This window comes from Enterovibrio gelatinilyticus (assembly GCF_028683095.1).
Lineage (GTDB): Bacteria > Pseudomonadota > Gammaproteobacteria > Enterobacterales > Vibrionaceae > Enterovibrio > Enterovibrio gelatinilyticus.
Map to the genome: position 1 here is coordinate 138,026 of NZ_JAJUBC010000003.1, position 16,032 is coordinate 154,057.

Annotated in this window: 14 protein-coding genes; 12 read left to right on the forward strand and 2 right to left on the reverse strand. The window is 39.3% G+C overall.

Translation table 11 applies throughout. The annotated features are described in order from the left end of the window. The first annotated feature begins 49 nt into the window (after window positions 1–49). From LRP50_RS03715 to LRP50_RS03750, 8 genes are all read left to right on the forward strand, one after another. Entirely contained in the window at window positions 50–1,036 is a 987-nt protein-coding gene (locus LRP50_RS03715) for a thiamine pyrophosphate-dependent dehydrogenase E1 component subunit alpha (RefSeq protein ID WP_274163145.1), read from the forward strand. Window positions 1,037–1,090: 54 nt separating this feature from the next. Further along, complete coding sequence (locus tag LRP50_RS03720; protein ID WP_274163146.1) at window positions 1,091–2,113, forward strand: alpha-ketoacid dehydrogenase subunit beta; 1,023 nt, start codon at window positions 1,091–1,093, stop codon at window positions 2,111–2,113. Then, a complete protein-coding gene (locus LRP50_RS03725; protein ID WP_274163147.1) occupies window positions 2,113–2,352 on the forward strand; it encodes a lipoyl domain-containing protein in 240 nt (79 codons plus the stop codon). The genes LRP50_RS03720 and LRP50_RS03725 overlap by 1 nt, the downstream gene beginning before the upstream one ends. A 4-nt stretch (window positions 2,353–2,356) precedes the next feature. Beyond that, window positions 2,357–3,055, forward strand: coding sequence for a 2-oxo acid dehydrogenase subunit E2 (locus LRP50_RS03730; protein ID WP_274163148.1), 699 nt, complete (start codon window positions 2,357–2,359; stop codon window positions 3,053–3,055). Next, complete coding sequence (locus LRP50_RS03735) at window positions 3,028–3,753, forward strand: lipoate--protein ligase family protein (RefSeq protein ID WP_274163149.1); 726 nt, start codon at window positions 3,028–3,030, stop codon at window positions 3,751–3,753. Before LRP50_RS03730 ends, LRP50_RS03735 begins: the two co-directional genes overlap by 28 nt. A gap of 13 nt (window positions 3,754–3,766) precedes the next feature. After that, window positions 3,767–4,333, forward strand: a complete 567-nt coding sequence (locus LRP50_RS03740) for a hypothetical protein (protein ID WP_274163150.1) — start codon at window positions 3,767–3,769, stop codon at window positions 4,331–4,333. Between the two features lie 25 nt (window positions 4,334–4,358). Continuing rightward, window positions 4,359–5,939: a GMC family oxidoreductase gene (locus LRP50_RS03745; protein WP_274163151.1), complete on the forward strand. Its 1,581-nt coding sequence runs from the start codon at window positions 4,359–4,361 to the stop codon at window positions 5,937–5,939. A 282-nt stretch (window positions 5,940–6,221) separates the two neighbouring features. Then, entirely contained in the window at window positions 6,222–7,427 is a 1,206-nt protein-coding gene (locus LRP50_RS03750) for a porin (RefSeq protein ID WP_274163152.1), read from the forward strand. 147 nt (window positions 7,428–7,574) lie between these two features. Here the strand turns inward: LRP50_RS03750 and LRP50_RS03755 are convergent, their stop codons facing one another. Together LRP50_RS03755 and LRP50_RS03760 are read right to left on the reverse strand one after the other, a co-directional pair. Further along, entirely contained in the window at window positions 7,575–7,919 is a 345-nt protein-coding gene (locus LRP50_RS03755) for a YajD family HNH nuclease (protein WP_028022589.1), read from the reverse strand. Window positions 7,920–8,170: 251 nt separating this feature from the next. Beyond that, complete coding sequence (locus tag LRP50_RS03760; RefSeq protein WP_274163153.1) at window positions 8,171–8,752, reverse strand: hypothetical protein; 582 nt, start codon at window positions 8,750–8,752, stop codon at window positions 8,171–8,173. A gap of 868 nt (window positions 8,753–9,620) precedes the next feature. Between LRP50_RS03760 and LRP50_RS03765 the strand changes: the two genes are divergently transcribed. The 4 genes from LRP50_RS03765 to LRP50_RS03780 are packed head-to-tail and all read left to right on the forward strand — an operon-like array spanning window position 9,621 to window position 15,720. Continuing rightward, the gene (locus LRP50_RS03765) at window positions 9,621–10,673 is read left to right on the forward strand and encodes a ComEC/Rec2 family competence protein (protein ID WP_274163154.1); all 1,053 of its coding nucleotides are present in this window, start codon (window positions 9,621–9,623) and stop codon (window positions 10,671–10,673) included. Further along, a complete protein-coding gene (locus tag LRP50_RS03770) occupies window positions 10,670–12,016 on the forward strand; it encodes an ABC-three component system protein (RefSeq protein ID WP_274163155.1) in 1,347 nt (448 codons plus the stop codon). Before LRP50_RS03765 ends, LRP50_RS03770 begins: the two co-directional genes overlap by 4 nt. A gap of 1 nt (window position 12,017) precedes the next feature. Continuing rightward, window positions 12,018–12,551 (forward strand): ABC-three component system middle component 1, encoded by a 534-nt coding sequence (locus LRP50_RS03775; protein ID WP_274163156.1) that lies wholly within the window; start codon window positions 12,018–12,020, stop codon window positions 12,549–12,551. Continuing rightward, window positions 12,541–15,720 carry a hypothetical protein gene (locus tag LRP50_RS03780; RefSeq protein ID WP_274163157.1) on the forward strand — a complete coding sequence of 1,060 codons (3,180 nt, stop codon included), beginning with the start codon at window positions 12,541–12,543 and terminating at the stop codon, window positions 15,718–15,720. The genes LRP50_RS03775 and LRP50_RS03780 overlap by 11 nt, the downstream gene beginning before the upstream one ends. The last annotated feature ends 312 nt before the right edge of the window (window positions 15,721–16,032 follow it).

The window sequence follows — 16,032 nt, forward strand, 5'->3', positions numbered from 1 at the left end:
ATCTCATCGATCGCAACGTGAATGCTGTTATCACTAACGGAGAAGTTTTATGACACCAAGCAAAGAGCAACAAATCTGGATGTATGAACACATGCTTGTTAGCCGCTATTTTGAAGAACGCATTGAAGCGATATACATGGAAGGAAAATCCCCTGCGTTCAATATGGCAAATGGCCCCATTCCTGGGGAAATGCATCTTTCTAATGGGCAAGAGCCTTGCGCTGTCGGTGTCTGCGCCCATCTTCAAAAAGAAGATATCGTCACATCAACACACAGGCCTCATCACGTTGCGATAGCCAAGGGTGTGGACTTGGACAAAATGACCGCTGAGATTTTTGGTAAGAAAACAGGCCTCAGTGGCGGCAGAGGTGGGCACATGCACATCTTCGATGAGGCAGTCAATTTTTCGTGCTCCGGCATCATAGCGGAAGGCATGGGGCCAGCAGTAGGGGCGGCGCTTTCCCGTCAGTTACAAAATAAGGCTGGTGTTGCCGTTTCCTATCTTGGCGAAGGTGCGGTGAATCAAGGCGCATTTCATGAAGCGCTGAACCTTGCCTCCGTTTGGCGATTGCCCGTCATCTTCATCATTGAAGACAACGCTTGGGGTATTTCTGTCTCGAAAAGCGATTCAACTGCCGTCACGCATAACGACGTAAGAGCTGCCGCCTACGGCATGCCTGGCTATCGCGTTTCGGACAATGATCCTAATGCAATTTTCTCTGCCGCTGGCGCAGCCATTGAAAATGCGCGTAACGGAGGAGGACCTTCATTAATCGAAATTGAAACCTATCGACTTGCTGGTCACTTCATGGGCGATGCTGAGGACTATCGTCCTAGTGGAGAGAAAGAAGCACTGATCGCCAAAGATCCAATTCCTAAGATGAAAACCCAATTAGTGGGTGCATTCAATTGGACGCGCAGTGAAGACGATGCACTGATTGCGAAAACACAGGCGCGTGTGGATAAAGCCATTCAGTTTGCCCGTGACAGCGAATATCCAAACCCAGCAGAGGCGATGGATAAGGTATTTGTCTAATCAACACAAGGTGTTTGCCGTATTCGCGACAACGAAAAAATAAAGGAGCTTTAAATGAGCGAAGTAAAACAGAAAGAACGGAAGCTGACGATCGCACGCGCAATGGCAGAAGGTATTGCGCAAGAGATGCGCATTGATGAACGTGTGTTTGTGATGGGCGAAGACATTGGTCGCTTAGGCGGGGTGTTTGGCAATACACGTGGCTTGTTTGACGAGTTTGGGTCAACGCGTATCCGTGATACGCCGATTTCAGAAACGGCATTTGTTGGTGCGGGTGTGGGTGCTGCATCTGATGGCATGCGCCCGATTGTCGAATTGATGTTCGTTGATTTCTTCGGTGTGTGCATGGATGCGATCTACAACTTGATGGCAAAGAATACCTATTTCTCGGGCGGTAACATTCCAGTGCCTATGGTGTTGATGACATCGACTGGGGGTGGTTATAGCGATGGCGGTCAACACTCGCAATGCTTACACGGAACATTCGCCCACTTACCGGGAATGAAAGTAGTTGCACCGTCGAATGCTTATGACGCAAAAGGGCTCATGATTGCGGCGATTCGAGATCAAAATCCGGTTGTATTTATGTTCCATAAATCTTTACAGGGGATGGGTTGGTTAGGCACTGAGCCAGCAGCCATCGTCCATGTGCCAGAAGAGGATTACGTCGTCGAGATAGGCAAAGCCAATGTCGTCAAAGAGGGCACGGATCTCACCATCGTTGGTATTACCTCTGGTGTTCATCACGGCTTAAAAGCCGCTGAACTGCTTGCAGCGGAAGGGGTGAGCGCGGAAGTCGTTGACCTGCGCTCTCTGGTACCACTGGACAGAGATACTGTTCTTGCATCGGTAGCAAAAACCGGACGACTTATCGTGGTCGATGAGGACTATCACAGCTACGGCATGTCCGGTGAGATCATCGCTTCTGTGGCGGAAAGTGGCGTTCAAATGAAGGCGAGCCCACAGCGTGTCGCCTACCCAGATATTCCTATTCCTTTCTCGAGACCCATGGAGCAGTGGGCTTTGCCAAACGCAGACAAGATCATTAGCGCATACAAAAAGATGAGGGATAAATAATGAATACGGAAATCATTATCGCAGCAGATTTATGGGAAGAAGAAGATGAAGGCGTCATGACTACATGGTTTGTGAGCAATGGAGCAAACGTAGAAAAGGACGATGTTATAGCGGAAGTGATGGTTCAGAAAATCCAACATGAAATCCACTCGCCGTCTTCTGGGGTGCTAGAGATCCTCAAATTGGCCGATGAAACGGTCAGCAAGGGCGACAAGATTGGTTTGATATCAGGGGTTTGATGATATGAGTGATAACGTTATCGCCCTAAAAGGGATGCGCGGCATGATTGCGGACAACATGCGCCGTAGCTTAGATGAGGCAGCGCAGCTTACTCACCATGCTAGTTGTGACGTTACTGACCTACTTGCTTACAAGGCGTTATTGAGCGACGAAGGGATAAACGTCTCTGTTGAAGACTTGCTGTGTGATTGCGTTGTGGGTGTGTTGAAAAAACACCCAGAAATGAATGGCCGGGTTGAGGGGCAAGAGATTGTATTGAGCAGTGCGATTCATTTGAGCGTTGCCATAGCGCTTCCAGGCAACTTGCTGGTCGCGCCAACCATCTTTGACGCACAAACCCTGTCGCTTCAGGAAAAAAGGGAAGCACGCAAAGCGTTAATCACAAAAGCGAGAAAGGGAAAACTCTCAATAGCAGAAATGACGAAAGGGACATTCACGGTGAGCAACCTTGGCTTATCTCGCGTCCAGTATTTCACTCCGATTATCAACATTCCGCAAATCGCGATATTGGGCATTGGTCAGACGGTGAAACGAAATGAGATCAACGAACAAGGTGACGTTGAAACACGTTCAATTCTAGGGTTATCACTGACGTTTGATCATCGTGCGGTGGATGGTGGGCCTGCAGCGGAATTTCTAACGTCGCTGTGTGAGCATATCGAGCAGGGGTCGGGATGTCTTTCTCATCAGACGTATCACTGAGCGTTATCTCACCAGAGCGAGGACTTCATGAGGAGTCGCTGCTGTTTGAGAAAGTGGCGAACAATGAACTGACATCGGGCTACAAAATATGGCGGTGTCAGCCGTCCATCGTGGTGCCGAGGTCACTCAGCCAAAAGGAAGGGTTTCGTCACGCAGTCGATGCCATGTCCGGTATGGGTTGGCCTGTTTTTGTTCGTCAAACTGGCGGTGACCTTGTCCCACAATCGCCAGGTTCGTTGAACGTGACCTTGGTATTCAAACGTCACAAAGATAAAGGAAGTATTAAGGATACCTATCTGGCCTTGTGTTTACCGATCATCAACGCGTTGGCCAAAATGGGGATAAGTGCCCATTGCGCACCAATTCCGGGTTCATTCTGCGATGGAGACTATAACCTCGTTGTCGGAGACCAGAAGTTAGCGGGCACGGCACAACGTTGGCGTCGGGTGAAATCTGCAGAAAACAAAAACGAATTTGCCGTACTGGTTCATGCCGTGATTTTGTGCAGTGGGAATTTGCAGGAGCGTTGGCAAGTGACAAACGCATTCTACGCACATTGTGGCATCGATAAAAAAATCGAACTTACCAAACATACCTCTGTGGCACAGCTAAAACCAAGTGCGTCAATCAGTGATGAGGAGCGACTGAAGCAATTAGCAACAACGATATCGCAGGAACTCAATATAATTATTAGGTAAACAAGGAGGCTCTATGAGTAATAAAAAACCATCCAAAAAGAGCGAGCATTTAGATAATACCGCAATGAGTCGAAGGAAATTTATTACCAATAGCACAGCTGCACTCGCTAGTGTCAGCGTACTTGCCATGGGCGTTGGAGGCGTATTAGTGTCTCCGTCAGCCTGGGCGAGCACTGTTATTGGTAATCATGCAAGTAAAACATTAATGGTCATGTCTCGTGACATCTACCCTCACGACGACTTAGAAGATAAATACTACACGAGATTACTTCTTCCTTTAGGTGAAAGCGCAAACACCGATGCTGATTTGAAAAAATTACTCATTGAAGGTGTGGCAGAGTTAGATAAAAGATCCAATCAAGCTTTTAATTCAAATTACATCAATATAGATAATGAGAAGGATAGGGTGACTGTTCTTCGTAATTATGAAAACTCTGCGTTTTTCCAGAAGATAAAAGGCATATTAATGATGGGGCTCTATAATAGCCCTGATCTTTGGCCTTGGTTTGGGTATGGCGGATCTGCGTGGGAGCACGGTGGTTATATAAACCGTGGATATGCCGATATAGATTGGATTTAATACAAATATATATAAGGATGTAGAAATGACTAATAAATTCGATTTAAATGATGATAGTTTAGTCGTTATTATAGGTTCAGGCGCAGGTGGCGGAACGCTAGCAAACGAATTGGCGAAAAAAGGCGTACGCTCCGTCGTTCTTGAAGCGGGTAAACGTTTTACATTCGCTGACATCGACAATGACGAATGGGGAATGTTTGGCAAGATTTCCTGGTTGGATAAACGCAACTCTGAGGGGCCTTCTCGCCTCGCTAAAGATTTCCCTAACCTCCCTGCATGGATAGTGAAAGGCGTGGGTGGATCAACCATGCACTGGGCTGGCGTTGCGATGCGTTTTCAAGAACATGAGTTCAAAATGAAAACGACTAACGGCGTTGTGCCCGGCGCAAACGTGCTTGATTGGCCGATTACGCTTAAAGAGCTTGAGCCTTACTATGTTCTTGCTGAAAAGAAAATGGGTGTTTGCGGAACCGAATCTACGGGAATGCCATTCCATGGAAAGAGTAGCCACTACAAAGTCGTTGAAGCGGGAGCAAATAAGATCGGGGCGCATTGTGAACAAGCGACCCTTGCAATCAATACCGAAGCACGTGATGGAAGACCTTCATGTCAGGTGAATGGGTTCTGTATGCAGGGCTGCAAAATCGGGGCTAAATGGTCCACCATGTATACCGAGATCCCGCAAGCTGAAGCAACAGGACATTGTGAAGTTCGTGCTGAATCTATGGTCATGAAGATTGAACATGATAAACATGGAAAAGTCACAGGCGTTCTTTATGTTGATAAAGATGGCAATCAACAATTTCAAAAAGCCCGGGTTGTTGCGGTTGCTGCAAACTCTATTGAGTCACCAAGGATGTTGCTCAATTCAGCGTCAGACCTGTTCCCTGATGGCTTGGCCAACTCATCGGGTCAAGTTGGGCAAAACTATATGACGCATACCACAGGCGGTGTTTATGCTGAATTTGAAAAGCCCGTACACATGTACAAAAGTACGGTTGTTCCTGGCATTGTTAAAGAGTGGGAAGACAATGATCCTTCTCGCGGACACTATGCAGGTTACGAGTTAGAAATTCTGCATCTAGGTCTTCCTTTCATGTCGGCATTTTTAAATCCGGGTGTCAGTGGTTGGGGTAGAGAAGTGGCTGACTCATTGCGAAACTACGAGAAAATGGCCGGGTTCTGGATATGTGGTGAAGACATGCCTGTTGAATCCAATAACATCACATTACACCCAACAGAGAAAGATCAATACGGGCTTCCAATTCCGGTTGTTCATAAAGTCGATCATATTAATGATACGCGCATGCGAAATCATGCATATAAAACGTCCAAGGAACTATTCGAATCTGTTGGGGCAATAAAAGTCTCGAATTTACCCGCTTATCCTGCCAGCCATAATATGGGCACCAACCGAATGAGCGAAAGGCCGCAAGATGGCGTTGTTAATTTATGGGGTCAAACTCATGATATTGATAATTTATTCATCTCAGATGGAAGCCAGTTTACAACAAGCGGAACAGAGAATCCTACATTAACCATTGTGGCTCTCGCCATCAGGCAAGCTGAATATATATCCGAATCCATGAAGCGAAAGGAAATATAAACCCTGAGTGACTCTAACGCCCGAAAGGGCGTTTTTTATATAAAAACAATGCGAAAAACTATACGATAAAATCTGAGACATTATGTGTCGGCGCGAGACAATATATCGCATGTAAATGCACACACTGTTTTATTTTATATTTATTGGATTCTCTAAATAAAAAACACTCCCGTTATCTTCATGATATTTATAGAGATAAATAATATTGGAGAGAATATACAAAATGGTATGTAGGTTGCAATGAGCAAGGAGGTACATACACATAAAACCAAGGAGTGTTTTTTGAAAAATTGTCAATATTTCATAGCGGCCGGAATTTTCATTTCGTCCTGTGCTCAGGCTGAAATAATGGTGTTGGAGGACAACGGATATACATTTGGTGTTGATGGTTGGGTCATTCTCAATGCAAGTTCAACACGCGGTGATGCCGAAGGGAATGATGCATTTAGAATAACGTCTGGTGACTCACCAAACATGATCGGTTTCAATTTTGGGGTTCCAGAATTTGAAGGCATCAAAGCCAATGCCAGGTTAGGTCTACGGATAAACCCTCACTCTGGTCAAGGAAACCAAAAAAACCTCGGTAATATCGGTTCGACTGCATCTCAATCAATCGATCCTCGTGAGATTTACGCCTCGTTTGATGGAGACTTTGGTCAAGTCGTTATAGGTAAGCAATACAGCATATTCAATGGACGCCCAGTGCTTGCCGATGCTTCGGTTTTAGCGGGCGGCTTTTTCGCTTACGACATCGCGAATGACGGCGGGGCACTTGGCGCAGGGTCTCTGCATTCCGGATACCTATACGCCAACTTTAATAGCGGTATTCGCTACAACTCGCCCTTTGACTCCCCATTTAAAGTCTCACTCGCGCTCTATGACCCAAGTAAAATTCAATCGGTACTAGCAAGCGTTGCGAATAAACCTGTTGCTTCTAAAACGACATCTCCCCGTATTGAGGGCGAGTTGTCATACAGCGACACTTTTAATGGGGGGAGTTATACACTCTACGCAGATTCGATCTATCAGAAGGCTGAAAATTGTCAGATTGGCGGGTCCAAGTGTTCAGCTGGCAGCGATGTTGAAGCCTCAGGGTATTCCGCGGGCATTGATTTAAAACTAGGGGCGTTTGGCTTTTTTGCATCAGGTTTTCAAGGTGAAGGGCTAGGCTCTGCCTTGCAGTTAGACTTTGATTCTTTGGATGATGCGGGTCGTGAACGTGAAAGCAGCGGCTATTGGTTACAAACGACAGCCAAAGTAACACCTAATACAAAGCTGCGTTTAAGCTACGGAGAAACAACGATTGATGACACCGCAGCGACCAAAGGACATACCGCGAAAGGCACTGTTTTAGGTATTTACCATGATTATGGTGATCACATCGCGTTATACAGTGAGATAGGTCGTTCGGAGTTCGATTTGAACCCGGTATTTTTGCAAGCCACAGAAACCGACTACGTAACAGCCGGCGTTCGTTTAATGTGGTAAGCCTTTTTTGACATTGATCCTTTGAAATCCCTGCTATTGGCCCGTTATTCAACGGGTCTTTTTTGCGAAGAACCTGAAGAGCCAATGACAAATAAACCCTGCAAAACAAACGCCCTCCGACACTTCGCAGGACGTTACACTCTTTTGTTACTTCTTCATCAAGTCTTTCAAGTTGGCGAACGGGTTATGTGTCGCCGCTTGATGATCATCATCACCCGCTTTAATCTCAGTACCATATTGGTCATGGTCTGTGTACTTTGAATGCTCGTGGTCATGACAAAATAGGCACAACAACTCCCAGTTGCTACCATCCGGTGGATTGTTTGTGTGGTCGTGGTCAATGTGGTGAACAGTGAGTTCACGCAAATTCGAGTAAACAAACTCGCGTGCACAACGTCCACAAACCCAAGGGTAAAGCTTCAACGCTTTTTCACGGTATCCGCTTTCTTGGCGAGCGTAGCTGGCACTGGTGCCGTAATAATCTGATGACATACTGGTATCTTGCTATCCGTTATTAGTATTCGCTAAATATATCAAACAGGCTGAGAGTTTCCACAATTCAAATCAACGTTGTGTTGGATAGAATCGGTTTCTGGCTGCTTCTTTGTTTGAAGCTCAAACTTTCCAACATTCTCGGTTTGATCTTTAGCGAGTAGGGCGTTGAAAATCGGTTAATGTCGAGCCACATGTAAAAAGGGACGCAATGGCGTCCCTGTTCAAGCGTATTATTAGCCACAAAATCGTTAACTAGCGGGAGGCGAGCTACAGAAGTTGCATCCTAGGTACGTGATCACAAGGCGATTTTGATATCGATTTTGGTAGTTCCAAGGTGATACATCATAGGGTGCGCGTTGATAGCGGCCTTGAATAAAAATCGTCTCACCTTTTTCTAGTGTCATGATGGCATCAACAGCTGCAATGCCAGGAATCGCACAACCCGTATCATTGTTGGCAAACGTCACCGGGCCGATAGAGGCATTACTACCCGGAGGTTGAGCGTTTGGTAAAGAAATACCTATACGAAGCAAGTACTTAAAGCCACAGGTTCGCTGTGCATATTGTGCATCAATGCTATAGAGGCCAGCGACTGGTGCGGTGAATATGTGAGAGTTGGTATCAAAAGCATAATTAAAATTAATGACGGTTTCGTTGTATTCTACAACCTTTATCGCTCCGTTATTTGCTTCAGTTAGCTCATCGCCACCTATGTAAGCGTCTACGACAACGCTGTTTGATGGCAAGTATGGATCATAGCTTTGAGCCGAAACAACATTAGGCAAAGCGAACATAGCGGAACACAAAATGATATGTGCGATTCTATTCACTACTTTTTCTCCTTTAGTTATTTGATACACACTAAGCATCATCATTTATGGGCTATTAGGGTGTATCAAAAACAGGAAAACATAGTCTCTGTACTCGCATGAAGACAGGTTGATTCAATAGAGTCAGTGAACCTGAGTGAAGGTAAAATCTTTTAGATTTCAAAATAAAGTGTCGCAAAGAATGAGTATGTTGTTAGAACATTGGAGATTGACGTTAGTTGCTCAAACAAGATCAGTCTCCGGGGCTCTTTGAATCTTCCGCTCTTAAAATAATTCCCAGACCAATAAGGAAGCCACAGGAAACCATGTTTCGTGGCAGGTATCTTGTTGGACTGGGAATTATGTACTTTATGGTAAATAGCCAATTACGTTCAATAGACTGATATTAATGAAGAATAAGGGTAGTTAGAGAGCTGAGTGGCGTACATTTCAATCTACTGCATATCTTATTTAACTTCTATGCGGTGAGAACTACTTCATGTGTTTGGTGAAGGCTAAAAGCACCACCAATTATAGCGTAACGCTATGACAAGCCCAATTTCACTTCATGAAGTTACTCAAAACACTCAAAAAGGCATTGTTATTAACAATAATAAGACCACTTTTAACATTTCCACTTCATGAACCTATCGTATAATTTTATGTTATATAATTTGATTACATTCGTGGCTGGAAACTTCCAAATTAAACGAAATATATTCCTCATGCTTATCAGTTTCAGTATCAATTGTATAAAACTAGTTGTAACCCGATTGACAAACTGGCATCATTTAATGTAAGTATATGAATATAAGGTGCTTTACTGGAAAATTATAAGTGGTTGCCGAATGTCAACCATAGTAAATGATATGTAGATGGGTTTAGCCATATGTCTGTACAACTTACTGTTTTAAAAGCATCTTTCGGTGATTCTATAGTGATTTCAGGGTTCTTTGACGGAAGCAATCGAAACATTCTGATCGACGGTGGACCTGAAGAGACATTCCAGCAAGGGATTCGACCTGGAGAACTGAAAGAGCATCTCGAGATGATAAAATCTCGTGGTGAGAAAGTAGATCTCTTAATAATAACCCATGAAGATCAAGATCATATCTGTGGTATTATTTCTGCTTTCGAAGAGGAAGGTTACCTCTCTGAGCTGACTAGCGAAGTATGGTTTAACTCAGGTAACCTATTAACAGAAAAGCTATCAATCGCTGAACAGGATGATAAACATAGAGTGGCGACCTCGTTATCATCAGTCACAAGTATATTGGATGGGATAACATTAGAAAGATTTCTAAAACTAAAAAATATTAAACATGAACAAATTGTCCATTCCAGCCAAAAACTAGGCAATAAACTTACCAGGTTCGGTTGTGATTTTGAAATACTGTCTCCTTCAATAAAAAAATTAAAAAGTAGAAATAGAAAGTGGGAAGAGAAGTATCCAAGCAATCTAACATCATCTAGTCGTAATAACACTAATCTTAGCTTATTAATGAATGGAAAGTCTACAACTTCTGATCCCTCTCCCAGTAATGGTGCTTCAATAGCTTTTAACTTTAAATATAAAGATAAAACTATTATGTTTCTTGGGGACGCCCATGCTGCTGAAGTAGTTAGAGGCTTGAAATCACACGGATACTCAAAAAATAACAAGGTCAAAGTCGACTATGTGAAACTATCTCATCATGGCAGTAAAAATAACACTAGCAAAAAAATGCTAAATCTCATTGATTGCAACTCTTACATTATTACTACTGATGGTAGTAGGCATGGTCATCCAGATAAAGAAGTATTCGCAAGAATCATTGAGTGTACAGACCATATACCTCATTTCCTATTCAATCATCCACATTTAATAAAACAAATTTTTGTTGATGAAGATTATGCTGAATATGATTTTGTTGCTAAAGGGATTAATAGTGTAACACTATGAGTAAAGATCAATTTGTTCAGAATACAGTCAAGGTTAACGGTGGAACTGGTATTATTGTAAATCCGTTAACTGATGAGTATTCTTATGTATACACAGCCAAACATGTAATAGCTGAAGATGCCGAAGACCCAAATAGTAATTTACTTTCTTTAGATAAGATAGTCGTAAGTACTTATGATGAAAAAGAAATTAAAATTAAGGATATCTTACTTCATAAGGATAAGAATCTAGATATAGTGATACTACAAACAGTAGAAAGACATGATTCTAAAGTACATATATCTAGAAAAGAAATTACTCAAGGTGAAATGGTTAGGTTTTGTGGTTATCCTAATTTGACCAGAAATAATGGCTTTGAGCTAGATGGTTATATGAACCATTCATATAAATACGATGCTAAATATACGCATCATGTTAAATTAAGACCATCAATTAACATTGATTATAAAAAAATTGTTGGAATGTCTGGAGGAGGAGTCTTTAGTGACTCAGAAGAAATTCACCTAAGAGCTATAGAAACTAGATACTCAGGGTCTTCAGACCAGTACGATGGCTGTGTAAATGCCATCAGCATACATAATTTTGATGACATTATTGAATACAATAACACCGATAAAAGTAAAAATGTATCGGTTGTGCTATCTGTTGAATTAAATTCTTTTGAATCATTAGAAAAATTCACGTTCAGTTTTGGCGACGGCTGGGATAACCCAAATCTTTTAAATAATATTCGAAAGTTACTTATAAAAATAGGTAAGGATGGGGTAACCTCAGTCGATATTAGTCCTGTAAAAGTTAAAGAAGAGCTTGAATCTTTATTAAAATGTGACTTTTACGTTAATTTTGAAATGAATGACCCCAAATACTGGGCAACTTTCTTTGAATTAATAATAGTGTCCATTCTAATAGATGAGCCTGAAAAATTTGACCGAGAATATTTAGTTAACATTTTGCGACATAGAAGAGTTATTTATATAGATAGTGATAAGACATGGCAAAAACACATTTTAAGCATAATTAATAATAAGTATGTCGATCATAATGAAAATGGTTTTTTTATAGTAAAAACAAACTCACCATCGCAAAGGGTAATATTCCAACCAGAAAAAATATCTACTTTATATATTGATGAGGTAAATAGTGTTGGTTCATATTTTGAGATTGATGAAGTGCAAGATAACGAAAATTTGAAAAAAACACTAATCGACTTACACGCACTTAATAGCAAATGCATTTACGATGATCAAGATAGCTTGGAAATTTATAACATAGTTACTCATAGACAAGAGATTAAAGCGAAAATTAAAGATAACTATAGTTACTACTTAAAAAATGAGAACTAATATGAAAGAAAATAGTTTTTATAGTGTACAGGAGTTTCCATCGATACTTAAAGATGACAATGGGTTGTGTCTATATGGATTTGAACTGGATAAAGATAATATAATATATGCATTTGTTAAGTTTATTTCAACAAATAACGAATTGGCTTCTGGTTGGTTTGACTTAACTCAGATAGTAGGTACAGATTTTCTGTGTGATTTACCTAGTGAGTTTTCAAGGTGGAATACATATCTAATTTATGTCGTTAAAGAAAATGTTAGTCAAGAACTTAAGAGTACCATAGAAGGTAATAAGATATTTGTTCGAAAAATGATAATTGAAAAAGTTAATGACAATATTGATATTATAAAATCACTCAACACTAAGCTGCTTGGTTTTGATATCGACAGAACAAAAAAGGTTGATGATGACGAACATTTATCTCTTAGCGATATTTCAGAAAAAATAATATCTAAATCTTATTCAAGCTTTACAAAGAATGAACGAAATCACTTTATTTCAACTATATTATTAGGAAATAATAATGAAAATTAAAAAGGTTGAAATGCAAGCTTTTAAAGGATATCTGAACAAAGAAGATAGTACGTTCGATTTTATGATAGGCGAAGAGCCAGCAAAGTTAGTTGCTATTCATGCACCAAATGGTTATGGTAAAACGACCTTTTATGATGCTGTTGATTACGCAATAACGAATAACATTCATAGATTTATTAGAGTTCCTTCAGTAAAAACCATGAATAATAAGCTATCAACTGACCAAGTTCATGACTCAGGTAACGATTTTAGTAGTAAGATGATACTGAGAAGTACCAATAACCCTCTAGCTCTCGATACAAAAATAACAGTAGATACAACGATTGAGAAATTTAGCACCTCTATTAGTTCAGATAAAGTTGCTAGAGATTACACTTTCGACCCAAGTAAAACGCCTGATGATCGAAAGTTCTTTGAGAAAATTATTTTATCACAAGAAGCAATAGATAGTTATATTAGAGAGTCGAGACCAGAACAAAGATATGTGGAGTTTATTGAATACCAGTCTGATGAAATTAAAAATTTAGAACTTAGCCGAATTGAACTTTATCATGCGATCACAGACCTTGATGCAACAAGGAAAGAACTAAAAAAGAGCTTGGATTCGCTTATTAATATATCAATCGAAACGGAAACCGATTCGATTGTAAAAATTAAATTCGAAAGTTACAAAAGTCAACTTGTTAATCTAGGCATTGATCTGCCAAGCTTTGATGGAATAGAGCATGACAATATTAAAGATCAGGTTGAACTCTTACTGAGAAACAAGTTGTATCTACTTGAAAATGAAATAGAAGTAAAGTCTCAAGAACAAGAGCATCTCAAGCGAGAAATCGCAAAATTTGCTCTCACTTATAAGGAATCACTCAATAATATAAAGAAACTAATTAAAGAGAAAGAGAACACAGTTGAACTAAAACAACATTACAATCTATTTCAAGTAAAAAATAAAAATTTAACCAATGAAAAACGTAATCTAGAAGGAAAAACACAATCTCTCCACATAACAAAGAATTTTAATGAAAAAATCAGTTCATATATAGAATCAAAAGAAAAAATCACATCACTGTTTAATGAAAACAGTACTCAAAAGCAAAAACTTTTAGAAATTGCTTCGTCCACTAGTAATTTAAATATACTGATAGAAAACTCGAAAGAACAACTGGGAAGTATTTTTTCCTATACTGACGCTTTAAATAACAAGAAAAATAACTTAGATAAGCTATTTCATGAATTCAGTAAAATAAAAACTGAAAGAACGGTCATTATCAATGATTTAGAAATGAAGAAACAAGAATCTTCATTGTTGAAAAATGATATTGACAAGCTTAAAGTTAGTATTTCAAAACTTAGAAATGTTCCATTTGATAATGGTGCATGGGAATTAGAACTGGAGAGTCTAAATTTAATTAGTAGAGAAGATTACAGGGAAGTATCTGAACTGAAGAATACATTAAGACTAATTGAATTAGAGGAGAATAAATACAAGCATGAAGTAGTTAATGTTAGAGAAAATGAAAGTGAGTTGAAAAGACTACAAGCATATGGATTGACATATCTTAGCAAGGCATCCAATGCACAAGTATTAAATTGTCCTTTATGTTTTACTCCTTTTGATAATCACGAAGATCTTTGTGAGAAAATAGAGAACAACGAATATTTAAAAGACTATATCGATCCTATATATAGAAAAAGATTGGAATTAAAAACCAAGAAAGAATCCACTAACTCTTGGATTAATGAAATAAAAAATCGTTATGTCCTTTTGACATTAGAGCGCATATCATTACTCCAACCTGGATTAGAAGAGCTTGAACTAAAATCAAGTAACTTAAACTCTTTAATTTCTGATATTTCAAAAAAATTAGATGAGATTGAGACTCAAATTAATGTCAAAATTTCTGACACTAAAGGAAAGTCTAAACAAGATCTTTTAAAAGACATTGAAAATGAGGTTTCTCTCTTACTTAAATCTCAAGTAAAATTAGAAAAAATCATTAATGAATCAAATCACTCTATTATAAAAAATAATGAAGACTCAGCTAGTATAAAAGCTAACATTACCAATAATAGTGCTACTTTAAAAGATCTTGACCAAGTGGAGGAGTTTGAAAAATTCCTAATTAATATTATTCAAGTTAATGAGAGTGAAATAAACACTCTTGATAAAAATTCTATCGTGTTAAAATTTGAAGAAAAAATAAATTATCTTAATGTATCTTTAAATAAAATAAGAATTCATATTGAAGCGATGGAATCCGAACTTACGAAGCTTTCCCAATCAATTGTATCTTACTTAAGAATGTCTAGTGATGAAGCTTTAAGAACATTTGAAGACAATTTAAGTATGATTAACTCGTCAGTTCAGAAAGAAGAGGCGTCGGTTCAGGGTATTAATTCGATATTGTCAGATGGTGAGGTGAAAAAACTTTATACATTAGATGAAAAAGAATGGGACGATTTATTATCCATAAAATACGAAAAAATCGAGAATGAAAGCAAAAAATTCAAATCAATATCTTCTAAACTAACTGGCATACTCGAACTATTAGATTCTTACTGTACCTACTTAAAATCTGTTAATATAGAAAAAAAGATAGACAAAAAACAGGAAAAATTAGAAAAAATAGATCACATTGCATCAGTTTTAAATGAAGATATAGCTTCAATCCACCACTTATTAAAGAAAAGAATAGATTCTTACTTTTATTCTGACCTAGTTAATCAGATCTATTCGAAGATTGATCCTCATCCAGGATTCAAAAAAGTAGTTTTTGAATGTACTTTTAGTGATATTAATAAGCCAAAATTGAACGTTTACCTTACTAATGATGGTAGTGATTCACTAATTTCTCCCAATATCTATCTTAGTTCAGCACAAATTAGTGTACTAAGCTTAAGTATATTTTTGGCAAGGGCATTAAACGCTGAGGTTTATAAAGGGAAGGATGTGGACTGCATTTTGATTGATGATCCTGTCCAATCAATGGATTCTATAAATGTTTTATCTACGATTGATCTTTTTAGAAACTTAGCAATTATGTTTAATAAGCAAATAATTATATCAACGCATGATGAACGATTTTATAAATTATTCAAAGCTAAAGCTCCGAAGAACATATCTAAATTTATCGAGCTAGAGGCTCACGGAAAGGTTAGAGCAAATTAACTATTAGTTATTTAACCTCTATCTTACAGGTAGAGGTTAAATGATGCCAAAGAGAAGATCCTTAGTGTTTTACGTAGAGCTTGGTATTGAACCGTTTATTCATAAAAATTGTTAAACGTAGCTTCAATGAAATAACCCTTTGAATCTTTGGGTGAAGAGAATTCGGCTCATAAAAGACTAATGAAGTACTCTGCAATCTTATCCCTGAAAGTACGACAACCCCCAGTTGCATTTATCCAGGTAGTCCCTATGGTAAATAGCCAATTACGTTCAATAGACTGATATTAATGAAGAATAAGGGTAGTTAGAGAG

Coding starts and splice junctions, on each gene's coding strand:
- LRP50_RS03715 (WP_274163145.1), top strand. CDS start 50: ATGACACCAAGCAAAGAGCAACAAATCTGGATGTATGAACACATGCTT.
- LRP50_RS03720 (WP_274163146.1), top strand. CDS start 1,091: ATGAGCGAAGTAAAACAGAAAGAACGGAAGCTGACGATCGCACGCGCA.
- LRP50_RS03725 (WP_274163147.1), top strand. CDS start 2,113: ATGAATACGGAAATCATTATCGCAGCAGATTTATGGGAAGAAGAAGAT.
- LRP50_RS03730 (WP_274163148.1), top strand. CDS start 2,357: ATGAGTGATAACGTTATCGCCCTAAAAGGGATGCGCGGCATGATTGCG.
- LRP50_RS03735 (WP_274163149.1), top strand. CDS start 3,028: ATGTCTTTCTCATCAGACGTATCACTGAGCGTTATCTCACCAGAGCGA.
- LRP50_RS03740 (WP_274163150.1), top strand. CDS start 3,767: ATGAGTAATAAAAAACCATCCAAAAAGAGCGAGCATTTAGATAATACC.
- LRP50_RS03745 (WP_274163151.1), top strand. CDS start 4,359: ATGACTAATAAATTCGATTTAAATGATGATAGTTTAGTCGTTATTATA.
- LRP50_RS03755 (WP_028022589.1), bottom strand. CDS start 7,919: ATGTCATCAGATTATTACGGCACCAGTGCCAGCTACGCTCGCCAAGAA.
- LRP50_RS03765 (WP_274163154.1), top strand. CDS start 9,621: ATGTCTGTACAACTTACTGTTTTAAAAGCATCTTTCGGTGATTCTATA.
- LRP50_RS03770 (WP_274163155.1), top strand. CDS start 10,670: ATGAGTAAAGATCAATTTGTTCAGAATACAGTCAAGGTTAACGGTGGA.
- LRP50_RS03775 (WP_274163156.1), top strand. CDS start 12,018: ATGAAAGAAAATAGTTTTTATAGTGTACAGGAGTTTCCATCGATACTT.
- LRP50_RS03780 (WP_274163157.1), top strand. CDS start 12,541: ATGAAAATTAAAAAGGTTGAAATGCAAGCTTTTAAAGGATATCTGAAC.